The organism is Methanosarcina soligelidi, assembly GCF_000744315.1.
In the GTDB taxonomy this organism is placed as follows: Archaea; Halobacteriota; Methanosarcinia; order Methanosarcinales; family Methanosarcinaceae; genus Methanosarcina; species Methanosarcina mazei.
Window position 1 is genome coordinate 1,134,516 of record NZ_JQLR01000001.1, and the last position, 19,628, is coordinate 1,154,143.

The window sequence follows — 19,628 nt, forward strand, 5'->3', positions numbered from 1 at the left end:
CTCCCCCTCTCAAGCGACCATATCCTGAATCATTCCCTGCAGGGTGTTGTTTTCTATGGCTTCCATTACCATTTTCGGATAACTCTGATACGCCTGCACTACAAGGGATACCTGGATGTAGCTCCTCATATTCTTCTCATACATGTAGGTAAGGATCTTTCTCCTGTTCTCCATCTCACCCCTCAACTGGCCCGAATCCCATCCTCTGACATGCATTATCTCCTGCATGATATGGGAGTCTCCAACTTTCAGGAAGCCGTCTTCAGAAGGATCCCAGTTGAAAATCTCGTTTATACCAAGGTCTCCTGTCTCAGGGTCAACGTTAAGGACTTCAACAAGGCTTCTTGTCCTCCTGACTCTTTTCTCATCTATGTACACCTGTTCCTGGATACAGAGAACATCAAGAGATTGCAGCATAATATGAGGCACGTTTATGGGTTCGTGTGTGAGCCTGTTTATAACGGTCTGCACATCTCCTGCGTGCATTGTCGAGCTTGTAGCATGTCCTGTTGACATTGCCTGGAAAAGGGTGCGGGCTTCTTCACCTCTCACTTCACCCACAATTATGAAATCGGGACGCTGTCTCAGGGCGGCTCTCAGAAGGTCGTACATGGAAACTTCCCCGGTAGAATCTGCTGAAAAACTCTCTCTTGCAATGCCCGATACCCAGTTGTTGTGGTAGAGCAGGAGTTCCCTTGTGTCTTCTATTGAGACTATTTTGGCTGTTGAAGGCATGAAAAGGGATGTCGCGTTAAGCATCGAGGTTTTTCCTGAAGCCGTCCCACCAGCAAAAAGCATGTTGTAGCCGTTTTCAATAACAAGCCAGAGATATACAAGCATCTCCATATCACACGTCTTAAAGCCGAGAAGGTCGATAGGTGTAATTGGATCTTTTCTGAACTTACGGATAGTAAAAGAACTGCCTCGCGGAGTAATTTCTCTCCCCAGCATAGCCTGAAGCCTTGACCCGTCCTGAATTGTTGCATCCACAATCGGCTGGCTGACAGAGATGTGCTTATTATTAAGCTGGCACATCTTGATTACAAGCGAGTCAAGCTCTTCTTCTCCAAAAGAAATATTACTTTCAATATTCAGATATCTGATATGATAAATATATAGAGGAACTCCTACACCGTCACACGATATATCTTCAATATAAGGGTCATAAAGAAGAGAATTGATTTTTTCATAACCGAGAAGGTTTCTTTTGAGATAATAAACTATTTTGTGAATTGTTACGGCCGAAATCTCAGCTTTGTAGCGTTCAAGAAGTAAATGTGTCTTATCTACAAGTAGTGCGTCTTTTTCTATCTTTGAGGTTGTGGGATTCAAAATCAGAATGTCCTGAAAATCTTCGTAGAGCCTCTCTAGCAGCTCTTTTTCGAACTTCGTCAGGGCGGGTTCTATCAGCCTGTAGTACCTTGTCCTGCGGTCTTCCAGGATCGATACCAGAGCATAGGGTTCCTGGAGCCAGTACCTCTCAATTTCCTTTAAGCCTTCAGGAACTTCAAAATTTATAAGAGGTCCGTCTTTTTCCTGGTCGTACGCAGGCATGCTTCTTAAAGGCTTATCAAAATAAGTTTTAGCCCTATTCAATATATCCGAGATGGAGTTACTATCGCCTTTTTTCCCGAATAACCCCGAAATAAAACTTCTCTTTTCCGAGATTTCTGTTACTTCATCCATACTCTCGCCTTCAGATTTTTTCTTACGCTATATAGATGGCAACTTCTTATAAAATCTTTCGATCTGGGCAACTAAATGTATTAATTATTATCTTCTGTAGGTCATGTAATAAAGCTAATTTCTCCTCTATTTTTCAATAAATACATGAAATTAGCTTTACCTTTTAAAATTTAGTAGGAAAGTCTAAATAAAATTAATTTATATTGTAATTCCTGAGTTAAGCTAAGAATGATATTCCTGTAGAAGTAAATCCAAAAAAGAGTTTTTTTGAAGTAAATTATTTTTTACGTTTAATTTTTCAAATTTAAAAATATGTGGGGATATCCCTCTCTACCTGTATTAAATTCAACCTGTAAAATTAGAAAATGTGAGCGAGAAAAGTCTTTAAGCTGCAATATGGTTTTTCTTCTGCCCGGGTGGAGATCAGGTTTTCAGGATACTAGCGCCTTGAGAGCATCCACAGCCTTTACAAGGATATCTACTTCTTCTTCTGTGTTATAAAGTGCAAAAGAAGCCCTTACCGTACTTTCCACTTCGAGGAAACGGGTAACAGGGATTGCACAATGGTGTCCGCTACGGACGCAAATTTTTCTTGTCTGGTCAAGAATCAGGGCGACATCATGGGCATGAAGCCCGGTAACATTAAAAGGAACAATCCCTGCCCTGTTTTCAGGCCCGTAAACCTCTACGTGATCAAGTTCCGAGAGCCTTTTCGCAGCCTGCCGGGAAAGCTCAGCTTCATGCTTTTCAATTTCGGAAATCCCGATTTTTTTTACATACTCTACTGCTTTCCCAAGCCCTATAACCCCCGGGATATTCGGGGTGCCGGCTTCAAAACATGTCGGGGAGGGCTCAAGAGTGTACTCATGCCCTGTGACATCCGAAACCGTTCCTCCTCCCACAGATGCGCTTTCCATCACTTCAGGATCTTTAATGTAAAGTACGCCAGTCCCCTGGGGTCCGAGAAGCCCTTTATGCCCTGCAGTCGCAAAAAAGTCACATCCAAGTGTTTTAATGTTCAGCGGTACATGCCCTGCGGACTGAGCTCCGTCAATGAGGATTTTTACTCCGTTTTTGCGGGCAAGTTTCGTGATCCTGCTGACGTCCTGGACGGACCCGAAAACGTTTGAGATATGCGTGACGGCGATCAGTTTCGTCCTGTCAGTAAGGGCATTTTCTATCATGCGTGGATCAATTATGCCTTCACGGTCCGGTTTTATCACTGTCACATCAATTCCTTTTTTTTGCAGGCGCAGCCAGGGAAGAAGGTTTGAATGATGCTCGAGCATGGTTGTAACTATATGGTCTCCTGCCTCCCAGGGGTAGCTATTTGCAATAAGGTTTATCCCTTCGGTCGTGTTTTTCGTAAATACGGTCTTTGAAGGGTCTGCATTCAGAAAATGGGCAACAGTTTCCCTTGCGTCTTCGTACCGGTTTGTGGTCTCTCTGGCAAGGCGGTGCGCTCCTCTCCCGTGGTTGCCGGCATACCTGTAGAAATATTCAACCATGGCTTCGACTGCAGGGACCGGAGTCTGCGTGGTCGCCGTACTGTCAAGGTACACAACTTCTTTTAAAACAGGAAAATCTTCACGGACCGCATCTACATCGTACATGCTTCTTTTCTAGGAACGAGAAATAAAAAAAGGTTGTGCAGGTTATTTACCCTGCATCCCGCCTATCATATAGCGGTAAAGGTCTAATTCATCTGTGTCAAGGCTGTCTGTGCAGCCCTTTACAACTGTGTGATACCTGTCTTGACGGCATCCATATCTACATTCTTTTCTTTTTACTTCTTCACGATTTAGCTCACTCATAGTTTTCCTCCTGTCTCTTCAATATTTGCGCTCGGTCTGGGGTCCGAATTTCGTTCCTTCCGGACATAATTTCCCCTTCCGGATACAATTCCTGCGGTCGGGAGAGGTTCTTGCCTTTTATCGAAAGCATAAACCGTACTGCAGGTCAGAAGTTCAAATACTTCCTCAGAATCCCTCGGGCGGAATTCCCGGTCTGTCTGGATGACCTCTGAAAAGCAGGTCAAATTTCAGTCCTTCAGGCCGCAAACCCCATAACAGCGCTACAGGCGTTGTTCTTACCCACAACAATTATTAATTGTCACTCGTGATATATATCCATTCCGGAATATTTTTTGATTTATTCTAAAATTTTTTGCATTATAGTATAATTTTAAACAGATAAGTCTACATTGCCTTCTTGCTTGTTCCGGAGCTTCGCTTATATTCACTTTTTACATTGCAGGTTTTCCATCAGCCCGGTGAGGTGGGCAGGTACAGCCCCTATTGCAGTGCATGTCTCGAGGGAAAGGCCTTTAGAGGTGATATCGAGGTGGTATTTCCCTCTTTCAAAAAGTTCTTTTGGAAGCCCTTTATGCCCGAGGCCCACAAGAAATAAGAAAGAACGGTTGTGAAAAGCTTCTTCAGCGATTTTTACGGGCATTACTTTCCTTTTTGGGTCCGGTTTTGAAGTGGTAATAACTGTTTCTCCAAACTGGGACGGGAAACCTTTCTTTGGGAGATCGGACACTGAAAGATGATTTTTTTCATAAAGGATTTTCAGATAACTTCCAGATTCGCCTATTGTGGTTTTTTCCATTACAAACGCAACCAGCTCTTCTGCGGTCATTTTGAAAGGGAAGTCGTAAAGAGCAAGGTGGAACCCAAAAGCGTGGCAGATCGGGGCGGCTCTGGCAATTGCCCTGTAGTGGGCATCCAGAACTTTGATCTTGTCATAGGTGTTAACGATTCCGAGAGTGAGCATAAGCTGCTTCATATGCTTTTCTCTAAAATAATGTTTCGTTAACCCTATCAGGTCTGTCCCTTTATAGCAAGAAGCGTAAAACCCCTGAGTCTTTAGCTCAGGGGATATAAGCGTCAACCTAAACTGTTAACCGTTATTGATTCTGTCAATTGTTAAATATTTTCAAAATCTTTTGTAATATTAGATTTTGCTGTCACCACAACCTCACAGTTCATAAGAATGTTGCCGATTCTCAAAGCGAAAACCAAGCGAGGTAACGTTTGAACATCGGGGAGTTGGATAACAGGGCAAGAATCATCCTGAAGGGATCGGGATTAAGCCGTGGAAAGACGGTAGCTATATGCATCTCAAGTATATCACGCTCATATCTATTTCACCTGCGGAACGCGGGGTAGAGCCTGCACGACTTGTCAACATTGGTTGGAAGGATGACTCAGGAAGCCACTAAGTCTTTAGCTTAGTGGTAGTTCACGGACCTGGAATATTTCATGGCATGCTGGGTACATCCCTCAAAATGCTCACAATTTTTACACTCAGCCCAGAGATGTAATTTATCGGTATCAGGTAATCTTATGAAACCAAGTTTTTCAAAAAAGCCCGGAGAACCTGTCCTGACGTATAATTCACATACCGGGTTATCCGAGTTATCTGGATCTTTCAGGGTATTTATAATGTCGTCGATAAGCCTTTTCCCGATACCTTTTCCTCGGAAGTTTGGGTGTACGGCTATGGAATGAATTTCTAAAAAATTCCTGTCCCCATACGTGCCTCTTACGGGTGCAGCACATCCAGTTATTTTTCCTCCCATTTCCGCCAGTATAAAGTCTTCAGGACCAAGATTTTCCATGTCCAGAAAATAAGTTGATAGAAGCCTCTGGATTGATAGCAGGTCTTTTTTTTCGGCTTTTCTGATTTGAATTTCTGTCATATCCTTTTAGCTGCCGGTGTTTTTACGGTTATTTTTCTTCGGATTTTTTCTGCAAATATGGTTCATCCATGCTTCCTGAACGGAAGCCCTCAAGGTCGAGGGTTACATAGTCAAAACCAAGTGTTTTGAGATGCCTTGATATTTTTTCTCTTTTTCGGAACGCTTCTTCAATTTCTTTTTCAGTAAGCTCTATTCTGGCAAGGTTTGAGTGCAGCCTGACCCTGAACTGAGTAAAACCCAGATCTAACAGATAATCTTCGGCTTTTTCTATTTTCTCAAGAGCTTCGGGGGTAATGGGCTGTCCGTAAGCGATGCGTGTGGCAAGACAGGCTGCTGACGGTCTGCCGGCTGCAGAAAGTGAGAGGTTCGCAGCAATTTCCCTTATCTCTTCTTTTGTAACGTTAAACTCCACAAACGGGGAATAAATCTTTTCTCCGGCTTCCTGAATCGCCCTGTATCCTGGGCGGTTTTCCCCTTTTATTTCTGAAGCATTTGTTCCTTCAAGCACGGCATTATATCCTGTTTTTTCCGCGAATTCGAGAAGGGTTTCAAGAAGTGCTTTTTTACAGAAATAGCACCTGTTAATCGTATTTGCAGTAAAATAGGGCACACTGTTCAGGGAAAAAGGGAGGATTTTATGCTGAATCCCTATTTCACAGGCAGCCTGGGAAGCTGTTTCAAGCTGCTGTCTGGGAAAAAGTGGAGAATCTATTGTAACGGCAAGTGCTCTGTCCCCAAGCTCTTCAAATGCAAGAGCCGCAAGAGCTGTACTGTCCACTCCCCCGGAGAATGCGATTACTACACTTTCCCTGGCTTTAATAGCTTCTCTTATCTTTTCTATCCTGGCGATATCCATTAATAACGAGTTTCAGCTAATAAGATATATGTATTTTCCAGCCTTATAGTCAGGTGCTCCGCGGCATTCTGAGTAAAAGAATATGGGTGAATTTAATTGAGGGTTTTTCCAGCTGTAACCTGAAATGATTTATTCCTAAAGTTGCTCTCTTCAGTTTATAGGCAAATCGACCTTCTGTACCGAAACTTTGTTTTTCTATCAGGGCTCTGGTTATAATAATAAATCTAATTAGAACCTAATTTCCTTATAATAGTATAATTTTGACGCAAATGACAAGATGGAGATCTTAAATGGAATTATTCGGAACCAATGGTGTGCGCGGTATCGCCAACGAATTTATAACGCCTGAACTGGCGGTCAATGTGGCTAAAAGCCTTGGCACGTACATGGGCTCAAAAGGTACGGTTGCAATAGGCTGCGATACCAGGATTTCGGGCCAGATGCTGAAATCCGCAGCAATTGCCGGAGCTCTTGCAACAGGCCTGAGCGTAATTGATGTGGGGACCGTCCCTACTCCTTCCATTCAATATTACGTGCGCGACTATGCCGATGCCGGGATCGTTATCACTGCATCCCACAACCCGAGGGAATACAATGGAATTAAGCTGATTGCAGGAGACGGCTCGGAATTCCCGAGGGACGGGGAAAGGGAAATCGAAAAAATCTATTTTTCAGGCAAATTCTCGATTGTTTCATGGGACAAAACCGGAAGTTTCAGGTTCGATTCGTCGGTTAACGATTATTACATAAAAAATGTCGTGCGTGCGGTTAATGCCGAAGCTATAAGGAGCCGGAGGTTTAAGGTAGTGGTTGATACCGGCTGCGGGGCAGGTTCCCTTACCCTTCCCTTCCTGCTCAGGGAACTGGGGTGTGAAGTCCTTACTCTCGGGGCCCAGCCTGACGGGACTTTCCCGTGGAGAAACCCGGAGCCCACTCCTGATGCCCTGACAGAGCTCTCAGCTCTCGTTAAAAAGACAGGGGCAGCTTTTGGGGCAGCTCATGATGGGGACGCAGACAGAATTGTCTTCATGGACGAGAACGGGGAGTTTGTAAACGAGGAAGTCCTGCTCGCAATGATGACGAAATACATGCTTGAGCTCGAAAAAGGGCCTGTGGTCACTCCTGTAAGCTCTTCCCAGCGCATGGCTGATGTCGCAAAGGAAGCAGAGGTTGAACTTCACTGGACTGCTGTGGGTTCAATAAATGTAGCCAGAAAAATGATGGAAGTAGGCGCTGTTTTTGGTGGCGAGGGCAATGGAGGTCTTATCTTCCCCAAACACCAGTACTGCCGGGACGGAGCTATGGCATGTGCAAAAATCCTCGAGATCCTTGCCGGTGGAAAGAAGCTTTCCGAGCTAACTGAAAGCGTGCCTGTATATTTCAATGCAAAAACCAAGACTCCTTCCAGGGATATAGTTGGCACTATGGGAAGGATCAGATATGAGACCTCAAGCATGGGCCTTAAAACAGACACTATTGACGGAGTCAAGATCTGGTACGATGACGGATGGGTCCTTATACGCCCTTCAGGTACAGAGCCAATTTTCCGGATATTTGCCGAAGCGAAAAAGCAGGAAAGAGCAGAGGAATTAATGAACCAGGGCCTGGAAATGGTTTTAAGATCAGAGAGTGCCTGAAATTGCCTTAATGAGGCTTAACAGAGTTTGAGCCTTAATTTCCTTTTTTATTTTAAATCCTCAATTCAATAAAATCTTCGATTCAATAAATCCTCAATTCAATAAATCCTCAATTCAATAAATCTTCTTAAGGCTGAAGCTGAAGGTAACAACTAATCAGCTTATGGGTTATTGATAGGAATTTGTTCTTTTTTGGAATAAATTTTTTTCTGAACTGATTCCGGAATCTGTTTTCCTGAAAAACCTCCTTTATTTCAGTCGAATACCTCGCTAGCTTGCTGCGGGGTGCGCCAGCGCAACTTTGATTTGTTTTTGCCTCATTCTTATCTCAATAAATTAACATTTATTATGAACTAAGTTAAAATAAGTAACAATAAATTATAAATAGATTGAAGTCTTTCTTATTCTATGGAAGAAAAACAGGAAATACTCCCGAGTTAAACCAGTCAGTAACTGAGCCTCCTTATCAGAAAAATATACAGCTCCTGATAGCAAAATAATAGTGAATGGCTCGAAATGCCTGATAAAAAGGACAACACACAGGACAGAATTACGTAAGCGTTAGAAATGAATCACATAAGTGTTAGAAACAGACCTGGTACGAGATTAACAACATCCTTTGAACCTATCAAGCCATCAAGGCTGAGAAATCAGTGCACATATTTTAGAAATAGGCAATTAAACCTGAAGTCAAGATCTAATTGAAAACGTTATCTATTGGAATTAAAAATTCCAATTAATCAAAGTAATAGAGAGGTGAAGTAACAGGATAAAATGAAGGTCTCCTTATGCAGTTAATTTAAAATCAGACCTGGGCCAAAAAGCAAGATTAAGGCTTAAAAAGCAGGTGCGGAAATTATACACCGGCTTTCCTTAATCTTTTTTACTTCCGCTTTTACTTTTCTTTTTACTTCTCTTTTTACTTTCCTTTTTACTTTCCTTTTTACTTTCCTTTTTACTTTCCTTTTTACTTCTTTTTTAAACTTACGTTTAAACTTTTCTATGTTTTTCCCAGTAACCTGTTAATTTTCCCCCAAGGGCAAGTTTTCCAAGCTCTCTCCTTACACGGCCGCTGACCTCTGATGGTACTGATGATGCGTATGGAGTTCCCGGAAGTGGGGTCATATAATGTGCCCTGACAGTCCCTCCTTTTTCGCAGATCCAGCGCACGAGTTCAAGGCTCTTTTCCTGGTCTTCTTCGGTTTCTGTCGGAAGCCCGAAGATAAAATCAACTGCAGGCATAATGTCATGTTCAAGGCAGCACTCTACAGCGGAAATGCTGTCTTCAACCGTATGACCTCTTCTTATCTCTTTAAGGATTCTGTCGCTGCCGGATTGGGCTCCAAGGCTGAGGCTGTCGTTTGCGCAGTATTTCCTTACAAGCTCTACAGATTCTTCGGTCACGAACTCGGGACGGACCTCGGAAGGGAAAGTCCCGAAAAAGATTTTTTTATCGGGCAGTTTTTGAAGCGCAGAGAGCAGTTTTTCTACCTTATCGAACCTCGGGTGAATTCCATCACTTCCATAAGCGAAAGCATTTGAAGCTATGAAGCGGAGGTCGTTATAGTGCTGTGCATTCTTCAGGATGGAATCAATGCTCCTGTGCCTGACTTCCCTCCCAAAAAGTCTTGGAGTCTGGCAGTACTTGCAGCCCCAGGGGCATCCACGGCTTATTTCAATGGGGGCGCGGAGTTTCTTCGGGTCAAAACAGGGATATGAGTCCAGATTTACATGGGGCCTTTCGGGAGTCAGGGTTATTCTGCCGGTATCCGGATTTTTGTAAGCGATTCCTTTTACCTCTCCGGGATCTCCTTTCTTCTGCAGGACCCTTACAAGTTCCGGAAGAGTTTTCTCGCCTTCTCCAATTACCACGTAATCGAAATATTTTAGCGTCTCCTCTGGACACCCGGAAGGGTGAGGTCCTCCTGCGATGAAGATCGAGTCCGTACCCGCGTTTTCTACCTCTTTGAATACTTTTGCTGCTTGTCGTGTGGTAAAACTATAGATCATTATCCCGTCAACGGGACTGTCCGTAAATCCCGCTTCAGGAAGCACAGGTGAAAGTACCGCAAAGCTGTAGGAATTCTTTTTGCTGTATCGAAAATTCACTTCCATTGTTGTTTTTTTCCTCTCTCAGGTTCTTTTTCAGGTCCTGGCAAGCTTCAGATTTTGTTCTCTTTTCAGGTTATGGGCTTGAAAGGGATCAGAGTGAAGCAAAGCAGGCCAAGTATAAAAGTAAGTATCCCTATAAGGATGCGCTTTCTATCCAGTTTCACTTTATCGCGAAGAGGGGACGGATGCCCGGCTGCTGCGAAAGCCCAGAGGAAGAGAGCCCAGAATATCCATATAAAGCCGTCTCCTTTAAGCCAGTAGATTACGTAAAAACCTATGAGGAAAAGGATACGCGGCATCATGGAAGATACCCGGTCAGCCTTTTTTCCAAGCATTGCCCTGAGTACGTGCCCTCCGTCAAGCTGCCCTGCAGGCAGGAGATTCAGTAGGGTCACAAACATCCCCACCCAGCCTGCAAAAGCCACAGGGTGAAGGTTGCTTCCTGTAACTCCGACAACCTTCTGGATCATCACAAAAAGGGGTGGGAGACCAATCTCAAACATCAGGGAATCGGGCAGGGGATTGATTTCAGGGACATCAAGGTTCAACCCTATTATGGTGACTGCAATAGAGACAAAAAGTCCTACCAGAGGTCCCGCAACTCCCACGTCAAATAGAGCTTTCCTGTCAGGGATAGGTCCTTTGTAACGGATTACCGCCCCCATTGTGCCTATGAAAGTCGGAAAAGGGATAAAATACGGAAGGGAGGTTTTCATTCCATGGTATCTGGCCATTGCATAATGCGCCATTTCATGTGAGCCGAGTACAGCCAGTATTGCAAGTGTGAACGGCAAACCCCGGAAGACCTGAATGGGGTCACTTGTGAGGTTGACTCCGAACATCCAGGCTCCACAGATCATGGTTGTGAACCCCGTCGCCATGAAAAGTGCAAGGTTTATCCAGATTTTTTCCTCTGACTTTTTTACGGGAGCAACAATAATAACATGCTCTCCAAGTTCGTATTTCAGGGTGCCCCCAAAACCACGCTGTTCAAGGGGAGCCCAGAGCTCTCCCATTACATTTTCAGTATCCACTTTAGGCGTACCAAAGAAATAAAGGATATCTCCGGATTTCTGGATTTCATATACATCAAATACCCTGCTTATGAAAGGATATATGCGTGAAATCGACTCTTCAACTTCGGACTTACCGCGACCATTTCTCTGATCTTCTATTTCCGGTTTCATTTTAGGATTCACGTCTTTAAGGCTTGAGGTTTTTTTAGCTTTTAAATTAGCCTTTCAGGTTTTATAATTTTATTTACATCTTTTAATTCGGATGTTTTTAATCCCTTTTTGTGTTTTATGGATTTTTAAGGCATTTCATACCTTTGCCAATATAATTTCATCCTTTAAGCTTTAAGCGGCATGTCAATCAGGTTTACAAATTTAAATCTCTCATTTTTTTGCCTGCCCTTCGCCCTGTTTGAGCAGCTCAATATATCCTTCACTGCCGTTTACCAGGACAGTGTCTCCGTCCTTTAAAAACTCGTAAGGGTCCTTTTCCAGCATATCAACGAGCGGGATTTCGGATATAATTGCTCCTACTGCTACGATAGGTTCGGTTTCCAGATTGATGATTGCCGCAGGAGCTGCCTCATTTTTTTTAAGCTGGTACATCACATAGGACCCAACAGTAGAGCCTTTCCCATGAGGGAAAACAAGAACCTTACCTTTTATTGATTTTCCTGCCAGAGAGTGTTTTTCCTCAACAACAATCCCGGTTCTGGGATCCACACTTCCCAGAAAGGAGATCGGGTCCCTTGAAATCAAAACCTCCCCTTCTGCGCATCCCCTTGAAATTGTTCTGCCTTTGAATTTAATGGGAATCACCTGCCTTTCTCTCTTTCCCGCCAGTCGCCTTATTGATACAGGCTTCCATATTCCCGTATACGCTTTGAGCCCCGCACATCCCTGGCACATAAGCAAAGGCTTTTCCCGAATTTACCATCACGCAGGAATAACTGTTAGTTGCAGGGGAGACTACCATGCAGGTATCGCGTACAACCTTAGCTCCGCTTTCTTCAATGGTCCCTATATACTCAGGATATCTTTCTGCAAGTTCCCTTGAGGTAAAAATCCAGGTCTCCTTTGAGACTGTTTTTCCTTTCAATAATTCAGCCGCCTTCTTAAGTTCGGCCGCAGAGCAGTGAGGGCATCCAATAGTAATCAGTTCGGGTTCTTTGCCTTTGCTCTCATAAACTTCATCCAGCTGGCTTCTCTCAATTATTATTTTTTCCTCAGGCTCTTCAAAATCCATTCTGCAGGCTTCAGGTGTTACTCCTTTTACATGGTAAAGTGCCACTGCTCCTGAAGCCGCCATTGCAGCCCCAAGGGATTTCAATTCATCCTTTTCCGGTTTACTCCTTAATTGAAAAATAGGCACTCTGTTCCCAATGAGTTTCCCTGCAACATACCCAAGTGCTCCGTAATCTGATTCTTTAAGTGAGCACTCCACACTGACAGAGACCTCAGGCACGCGGTTTTTATCCAGGTGAAACCCGTAGTTTGCAGTTTTCCCGAGAAGTGCTGCCGAAAGGGCTGACGGGCCTCCCTCTCTATTTGTCCTGGCTCCGATCACGGAGTTTGCATAAGAAATGGCTGAGGACTCACTCCATGCAAGGTGGTCCCCATAGCTAACTGAAAATCCTTCAAGGGTATAGGGAGTGCAGGTACATTCGCAGCGAATACCGAGTTTTTTGTAAGCCTGAACAATTTCTTTCTGTTTTTCTGCAAATTCTGGAGAGATTCTCAGCCTCTCCCAGTCTTCAAGATCCATTCCTGCAGGGTTAAGGATTGCAGGAACCTTTACCTGTCCCTCAAGGTCGGAAATCCACTCAAGCCCGGCATCTCCTATTGTCTTATAGGAAACACCTGCAATCTGGGCGCTTTTGATAGGGATCAACCTGTCCGCTCCGTAGATTTCTCCAAGAGCTACAAGGATCTGAATCGCCTGCCTGAGAGTTTCTCCGGCTTCTCCGTTCAGGATTTGTTCTTCTTCTTTTGTTAGATACATGAAAATTCACTCTTTAACTGCGAGGTAATAAATGCAGGTGCAGAATACCGGTACAGCTTTTCGCAGCATATGCGGCCGTTATAAATATGGCTGTTATAAATATTAATGTAAGTACGGAACAGCAAGCTGATAATAAAGCTCCAGGTCAGGCAGATATTTAATACTTTAAATCCATTTTTCGGATTTTTCTGCCTTACCCGCTTAAAGTTGCTGATCAGTTATTCTTCCGGAATTATTGCCCTTTCAAAGTTTTCTTTTTCAATAAGGACTTTTGTAGCGTCAATTCCCACTTTTGTAGTAGTGCCATCAGAGGCCCCTCTCGGGTCAAGGGAACTTCCGCGGACATTGGTAATGGTCAGGATATCCATATCCCCTTTTACCCTTGTAGCAATTGCAAACTCGACATCATTGGGGTCAAAAATGTTTATGTCCTCGTCTACAACCACAACATGTTTCAGGCTTGTATGGGCGGCAAAGGCAGCCATAATAGCGTTTTTTGCATCTCCTTCGGTCTGTTTTTCTATCTGCACGACTGCGTGGAGATAACAGCAGCCCCCTTCCGTTAAGACCACGTTTTTAACGGTCGTAACTTCCCCCACAGCCCTGTATATCCTGGGTTCATACGGCACACCCATCATCAAAAGGTGTTCGGGGCCAGCCGGAAGAATTCCGTGGTAAATAGGGTCTTTTCTATGGATGATCCTGGTAATGTGAATGACGGGTTCTTTCCTTACCATATCATATGTTCCTGTAATATCAACAAATGGTCCTTCGTCAACCCTTTCTTTCGTGTCAATATATCCTTCGAGAACGATCTCGGAATGCGGCACTTTTATTCCGTTTGAACACTCAAACACTTCTATCGGAGTCCCGCGCAGGGCAGCTGCGTATTCGAATTCTTTTCCTGCAGGCACTCTCGTAGAAGTTGCGTAAATAATAGTCGGGTCGCAGCCCAGAACAATCGCAACAGGTAGAGGCTCGCCTTTTTCTGCAGCCTTTTTATGCAGGAGGTAGGTATGTCTCGGGGGGACAAGGCGGGCTGCAAGCTTATCTTTTCCCACGAGCATAAGGCGGTGTATAGAAGCATTCATCACGCCTTCATATTCGGAAACAACGATTCCTGCGGTTATATAAGGAGCTCCATCTTTTTCAAAATGCGTAAGAATCGGAATTTTTGTAAGGTCAACCTCGCTTTCGATTACTTCAAGAGTTGGAGATCCTGAGACCCGCCTCACCTCACCTTCGGGAGAAACTTCAGAAAGCTTCTTTATAATCTCCTCTTTGGGGACCCCGAGCATGGAAGAGAGCTCGTCCCTTGACCCGAGAAGGTTCATAATAACCTTTGAGCCCGAAACATTATGAAAAAGAACCGGACCTTTTGTTTTTTTTGCAATTCTTGAAGCCTCAAATATGGGGGATACGGGCTGCTGAATTTCGACCAGTTTCCCGTTTTCTTTTAACCGGCCTATAAAATCTCTATAAGTCATGGGTATCTGAATACCAGAAAGCTGTCAGATGATAAAAAGATTATCTGATATCAGGTAAAAAAGCTTCAGCTCTGTTGCCTGATATCAATTGTGCTGTGACTGGAATAATAAGGAAAACTTTTATCCTGAAAACTCTGTTCTTCTGGACAATTTCTTCCAGTAAATCTGTTTTGCCTGAAAACCAGAAATAAAACTAGTTTTCGGTTTTGTCTGTCAGATCCTGCATATTATATGCCGGATTCTGACTCTATGAGCTTATTTCAATTTCGATAACTTCTGCCGGTTTTCAGGCATAGCAGGGCTCTCTCAGGGTCTTAACACTCATCCAGCATGAAGATCCTGGGCCTTATGATCTTTTTCTTTTCATACTGATCAAAACAATGAGCTATCCAGCCTGAGATTCTTCCTATTGCAAAGATTGAGGTTGCAAGCTGAGGGGGGATTTCCATATATTTATAAATGACTCCTGAATAAAAATCAATGTTGGGATAAATCGGCTTTCCCCTCTTTTCCACAAGCTCGCGTATAACAGCATTCTCTATTGCTTCGGCTGTCTCATACCAGTGCATATCGCCTTTAGCTTCAGCGAGTCTCCTGGAGAGCTGCTTAAATATTGTGCCCCTGGGGTCATATGTCTTATAGACTCTATGCCCGAAGCCCATTATTTTCTCTCGCTTTTCGATTTTTTCAAGGACAAATTTCTCGGCATTCTCAGGGCTGCCGATTGTTTCAATCATAGTCATAACTTCTGACCTTGCTCCTCCGTGAAGAGGACCTTTGAGTGTGCAGAGCCCGGAAACAACAGCAGAATAAAGGTCGGACATGGTTGAAGCTGTAACCCTGGAGGAGAAAGTTGAAGCATTTAGCTCATGCTCAGCGCTGAGAATAAAGTCCTTTTCCATGACTTCAGCTTCCAGAGGGTCTGGCTTGCTCCCTTTTATCATGTACAGAAAATTAGCTCCATGGGCAAGGGAAGGATCGGGGGGAACAGGTTCCTTTCCATTTGCCGTTCTATAATAAGCAGCAACAATAGTTGGGACCACGGCAATTAACCTTATGGCTTTTCTCATATTTCCTTCTAGAGAATTATCATACAGGTCCGGATCAAATTGCGATATAAAAGAAACGGCAGTGAGAAGAGCTTCCATAGAGTCGATATTTAAATTGCACATGCGGATAACGTCCATAACCTCCCTGTTGATTCCTCGTTCCGCATGCAGGCGGGCTGAGTATTCGGCAAGTTCCTTTTCTTCGGGGAGCTCTCCCTTAATCAGCAGATAGGAAACTGCGTCATAGGGCAGGTCGATCAGTTCGTTAATATCGACGTCCCTGTACTTCAGAATGCCCTCCAGCCCGTCTATGAAACATATATTTTTATTCATTTTCTACCTCGCAGTTATGCCTAGAGGATTTTCAAAAAATTTTGAAATGGGGAATCCTCTGATTATACGTGAAATATTTAAACACGAAGGACTTTTTGGGTCCAAAAATAGAGCGACAATGCAATTGTATTATCGTTAAATTAGTATATTAAATTTGTTGAAATTGTAAATTTAAATCGTTTTAAATATATTCCCTGAAGTCAGGATCCCTTCCTTTTATACTGGAAAGATATTCAGTCTTAACCATAATTATTTCTGGACGAAGAATTTATAAAATATCCCTTCGGCCCGAACATCGCCTTATCCAGCCAGGTTAATAAGAGAGGTCCCGTTTAGAGAAGAAGCCTTATTCCGGCTCTCGGGACTCTCTTTAATACTTCTCTGTATTTTCTTTAATATTCCTCTGTATTATTCTGGCGCAATTAACTTATTCTTATTTCTTCACAGAATCCCGCAGGAACTTATGCAAAATCCCGCCATTCCTGTAGTACTCTATTTCTACAGCAGAATCAAGCCTCAGTGTTGCTTTAAACTCCGTCTCTTTTCCGCTGTCATCTCTTGCCAGTACGGTAAGCTCTCCATGAGGCTCCATTTTTTCAATCCCAAGGATGTCATAGCTCTCCTTCCCTGTAAGCCCTAGAGAATCTGCATTTTCTCCTGCTTTAAACTGCAGGGGAAGAACTCCCATGCCCACAAGGTTGCTTCTGTGAATGCGCTCAAAGGATTCGGCAATAACTGCTTTTACTCCAAGCAGGAATGTCCCTTTTGCTGCCCAGTCGCGGGAACTGCCTGTCCCGTACTCTTTTCCTGCGATAACAATTAGGGGGACATTGTTTTCCGCATAAAGTAAAGATGCATAATAAATAGGCATTCCTTCTCCACAGGCTTCCGGCGGGAAGTCTTCTCCGTTAAGGTGGTAAACAGTCCAGCCTCCTTCCTTACTTACAAGCCTGTTTCTGAGCCGGATATTTGCAAAGGTTCCGCGCATCATTACTTCATGGTTGCCCCTGCGGGAGCCGTAAGAATTGAAATCTTTCTGGTCCACACCCCAGGACATCAGGTACCTGCCTGCCGGACTCTCTGCCGGAATATCGCCTGCCGGGGAGATGTGGTCAGTAGTAATGCTGTCTCCGAAGAGGGCAAGGACTCTGGCATTCCGTATATCCCCGAGAAGAGGCGAAGTAAGCGGAAAATCCACAAAATAAGGGGGCTCCTGAATATAGGTGGAGGTCGGGATCCACTCATAAAGAGTGCCCTCGGGGACTTCCAGCTCTTTCCAGAGTTTTGCTCCTTCAAGAACGCCTGAGTATTCTTTTTTGAACATCTCAGGCCTGACACTTTCCTTTTCGACCTGTTTTATCTCATCCTGCATGGGCCAGATATCTCTCAGGTACACGGGAATCCCGTTAGGGTCATATGCAAGGGGATCGGTTTCGAAGTTTATGTTCACAGTGCCTGCAATTGCGTATGCGACAACAAGTGGCGGGGAGGCGAGGTAGTTTGCTTTTACGTGGGGATTAATCCTGCCTTCAAAGTTCCTGTTCCCGCTGAGTACGGCTGCAACTGTAAGGTCTTTTTCTTCAATTTCCTTTGAAACGTGTTCTGGCAGAGGCCCGCTGTTTCCTATACAGGTCGTACAACCGTATCCCACCTGGTGGAAGCCCAGAGCTTCAAGATAGGGCAGGAGTCCTGCGGCTCCAAGGTATTCGGTAGCCACTCTTGAACCTGGAGACAGGCTTGTTTTTACAAAAGGCTTTACCTTAAGACCTCTTTCAATAGCTTTTTTTGCAAGCAGCCCGGCTCCTATAAGGACTGAAGGGTTGGAGGTATTTGTACAGGAAGTAATGGATGCTATCACAACGGAACCGTGTGTGACCCTGAAGTCTTTCTCAACAGGACCGACCTTTTCCGTCTCTCTCGCTACCTGTGCTTCGGTTTCTTCTACAGGAGCTCCTCCTTCCCCAATCCAGCGAAGATAAGCAGGGTCTCTTGCAAGATCCGTGCCCCCTTCTTTCTTTCTTATAAAGGTCTGCCTCATTGTTTCACAGAAATTCTCAGAGACCTCATTCAGGAAGAGCTGGTCCTGCGGGCGTCTGGGACCTGCAAGGCATGGCTTTACCGTGCCCATATCAAGTTCGAGGTTGCTGCTGAAGACAGGTTCGGGTTTGTTTGCCGAATAAAGAAGGTCCTGTGCTTCCAGGTACTTTTTCACAAGGTCAACCTGTTCATCGCTCCTGCCTGTCCTCTTCATGTAGTCCAGAGTTTCCTGGTCAGGCGGGAAAATCCCGAGAGTTGCCCCGTATTCCGGAGCCATGTTTGATATTGTTGCTCTGTCCGGAAGGCTGAGAGAGTTTAAACCGGGCCCGTAGAATTCGACAAATTTGCCGACAACCCCGTGCTTCCTTAACATCTTTGTGATCGTGAGAACAAGGTCTGTGGCGGTAACTCCGGGTTCCAGTTTTCCGTAAAGCTTGAAACCGACAACCTCAGGAACAGGCATATAGTAAGGCTGCCCGAGCATAACGGCTTCGGCTTCTATTCCGCCTACTCCCCAGCCGAGCACTCCTATCCCGTTGATCATCGTGGTATGGGAGTCGGTTCCTACAAGGGTATCAGGAAAAGCAAATAGCTCTCCCTCCTTTTCACTCAGGTGGACGAGGGGAGTCAGGTATTCAAGGTTTACCTGATGGATAATCCCTCTTCCCGGAGGCACGACCCTGAAGTTGTCAAAGGCTTTCTGTGCCCAGCGAAGGACGGTATAACGCTCTCTGTTGCGCTCAAACTCTTTTTTCTCATTTTCCCCAAGGGAATATGCCGTGCCGTAAGAGTCAACCTGGACCGAGTGGTCAATGACCAGGTCAGCAGGGATTACAGGGTTGATTTTAGCAGGGTCCCCTCCAAGGCGCTCCATTGCCGAGCGGAGGGCTGCAAGGTCAACTACTGCTGGAACGCCCGTAAAGTCCTGCATGATTACCCTTGAAGGAATAAACGGGATGTCCTTTTCACTTATATTTTCGGGACTCCAGCGGGCAAGGGCTTCAACGTCTTCTGCAGTTATTATCTTCTTTTGAGTATCCGCATGCCGGAGCAGGGATTCAAGCAGGATCCTTATAGAGTAGGGGAGCAGGGAAATCCCTTCAAAGCCCTTTTCTTCCAGTTTACCCAGTCTGTAAATCGTAGCTTTTCCGGCAGTTGTTTCGATGCTGTCTCTTACCCCAAAGGGGTCCGGACCTTCTCTCATTTTACTTTTTACCTCCAGCAAAAATATGAAATTAAATGATGAGTGTTTATGGATTACTTTCTATGATTTGTTTTCTGGAATATTATTTCACTTTATTCTATCCTGTGAGAGCCCTATCTTACCTTTAGACTACTTTAGTCCTTCGGGCTTATTATCTTCGTGTTTTCGGGAAACAGGCTTAATTTGTTTCCTCTATATTCTTTTTTCACTCTACAGAGGATGAATATTCTAATGCGTAATAGGAAGCAACCTGATGGTTAAACTTTGGGGTAATTAACCCAGGATACCTGATTCTCACCAGATTTTTAGCACTCAAATATAATTACAGGCACAGGCTGTATTTTTCATGTATTTATACTTCTCCGGTTAAGTCCTGTTATGTTATAAATCAGGCTCTTTTCTTATATTTGTCGAACTCAGGCTGGATGAAAAATGTTGAAAAAATATTTTCTCATGAATTTTTTCTATCATTGATTTTCTTAACTGTGGTACGTGGTTGTCGATTATTT

At 44.3% G+C, this 19,628-nt stretch carries 15 protein-coding genes; 1 reads left to right on the top strand and 14 read right to left on the bottom strand.

Annotated elements, in window-relative coordinates:
* Positions 1-9: 9 nt before the first annotated feature.
* The 7 genes from M886_RS05000 to larE form a co-directional block, all read right to left on the bottom strand.
* Positions 10-1,686 (bottom strand): type II/IV secretion system ATPase subunit, encoded by a 1,677-nt coding sequence (locus tag M886_RS05000; RefSeq protein ID WP_048050775.1) that lies wholly within the window; start codon positions 1,684-1,686, stop codon positions 10-12.
* 431 nt (positions 1,687-2,117) lie between these two features.
* Positions 2,118-3,299, bottom strand: coding sequence for a cysteine desulfurase (locus M886_RS05005; protein WP_048050776.1), 1,182 nt, complete (start codon positions 3,297-3,299; stop codon positions 2,118-2,120).
* Between the two features lie 42 nt (positions 3,300-3,341).
* Entirely contained in the window at positions 3,342-3,500 is a 159-nt protein-coding gene (locus M886_RS18575; RefSeq protein ID WP_015411881.1) for a hypothetical protein, read from the bottom strand.
* A complete protein-coding gene (locus M886_RS05010) occupies positions 3,497-3,724 on the bottom strand; it encodes a hypothetical protein (RefSeq protein WP_048037037.1) in 228 nt (75 codons plus the stop codon). The genes M886_RS18575 and M886_RS05010 overlap by 4 nt, the downstream gene beginning before the upstream one ends.
* 200 nt (positions 3,725-3,924) lie before the next feature.
* Positions 3,925-4,473: a DUF531 domain-containing protein gene (locus M886_RS05015; protein ID WP_084685046.1), complete on the bottom strand. Its 549-nt coding sequence runs from the start codon at positions 4,471-4,473 to the stop codon at positions 3,925-3,927.
* A 445-nt stretch (positions 4,474-4,918) separates the two neighbouring features.
* Positions 4,919-5,389: a GNAT family N-acetyltransferase gene (locus M886_RS05020; RefSeq protein ID WP_048050777.1), complete on the bottom strand. Its 471-nt coding sequence runs from the start codon at positions 5,387-5,389 to the stop codon at positions 4,919-4,921.
* Positions 5,390-5,417: 28 nt separating this feature from the next.
* Complete coding sequence (gene larE, locus M886_RS05025) at positions 5,418-6,245, bottom strand: ATP-dependent sacrificial sulfur transferase LarE (protein WP_048050778.1); 828 nt, start codon at positions 6,243-6,245, stop codon at positions 5,418-5,420.
* A 290-nt stretch (positions 6,246-6,535) separates the two neighbouring features.
* Here larE and glmM point away from each other — a divergent pair, with 290 nt between their 5' ends.
* Positions 6,536-7,882, top strand: a complete 1,347-nt coding sequence (gene glmM, locus M886_RS05030) for a phosphoglucosamine mutase (protein ID WP_048050779.1) — start codon at positions 6,536-6,538, stop codon at positions 7,880-7,882.
* A gap of 990 nt (positions 7,883-8,872) precedes the next feature.
* Here glmM and M886_RS05035 read toward each other — a convergent pair.
* The 7 genes from M886_RS05035 to acnA form a co-directional block, all read right to left on the bottom strand.
* Complete coding sequence (locus tag M886_RS05035) at positions 8,873-9,997, bottom strand: TIGR04013 family B12-binding domain/radical SAM domain-containing protein (protein ID WP_048050780.1); 1,125 nt, start codon at positions 9,995-9,997, stop codon at positions 8,873-8,875.
* A gap of 65 nt (positions 9,998-10,062) precedes the next feature.
* Entirely contained in the window at positions 10,063-11,181 is a 1,119-nt protein-coding gene (locus M886_RS05040) for a site-2 protease family protein (RefSeq protein WP_048050781.1), read from the bottom strand.
* A gap of 210 nt (positions 11,182-11,391) precedes the next feature.
* Positions 11,392-11,826: a DUF126 domain-containing protein gene (locus tag M886_RS05045; RefSeq protein WP_011033470.1), complete on the bottom strand. Its 435-nt coding sequence runs from the start codon at positions 11,824-11,826 to the stop codon at positions 11,392-11,394.
* On the bottom strand, positions 11,813-13,009 hold the full coding sequence (locus tag M886_RS05050) for an aconitase X (RefSeq protein WP_048050782.1): 1,197 nt from the start codon (positions 13,007-13,009) through the stop codon (positions 11,813-11,815). Before M886_RS05050 ends, M886_RS05045 begins: the two co-directional genes overlap by 14 nt.
* Before the next feature lie 218 nt (positions 13,010-13,227).
* Positions 13,228-14,496, bottom strand: a complete 1,269-nt coding sequence (locus tag M886_RS05055) for a UbiD family decarboxylase (protein ID WP_048050783.1) — start codon at positions 14,494-14,496, stop codon at positions 13,228-13,230.
* A gap of 314 nt (positions 14,497-14,810) precedes the next feature.
* Complete coding sequence (locus tag M886_RS05060) at positions 14,811-15,878, bottom strand: citrate/2-methylcitrate synthase (RefSeq protein WP_048050784.1); 1,068 nt, start codon at positions 15,876-15,878, stop codon at positions 14,811-14,813.
* Between the two features lie 433 nt (positions 15,879-16,311).
* Positions 16,312-19,119, bottom strand: coding sequence for an aconitate hydratase AcnA (acnA, locus tag M886_RS05065; protein WP_048046838.1), 2,808 nt, complete (start codon positions 19,117-19,119; stop codon positions 16,312-16,314).
* Positions 19,120-19,628 lie beyond the last annotated feature (509 nt).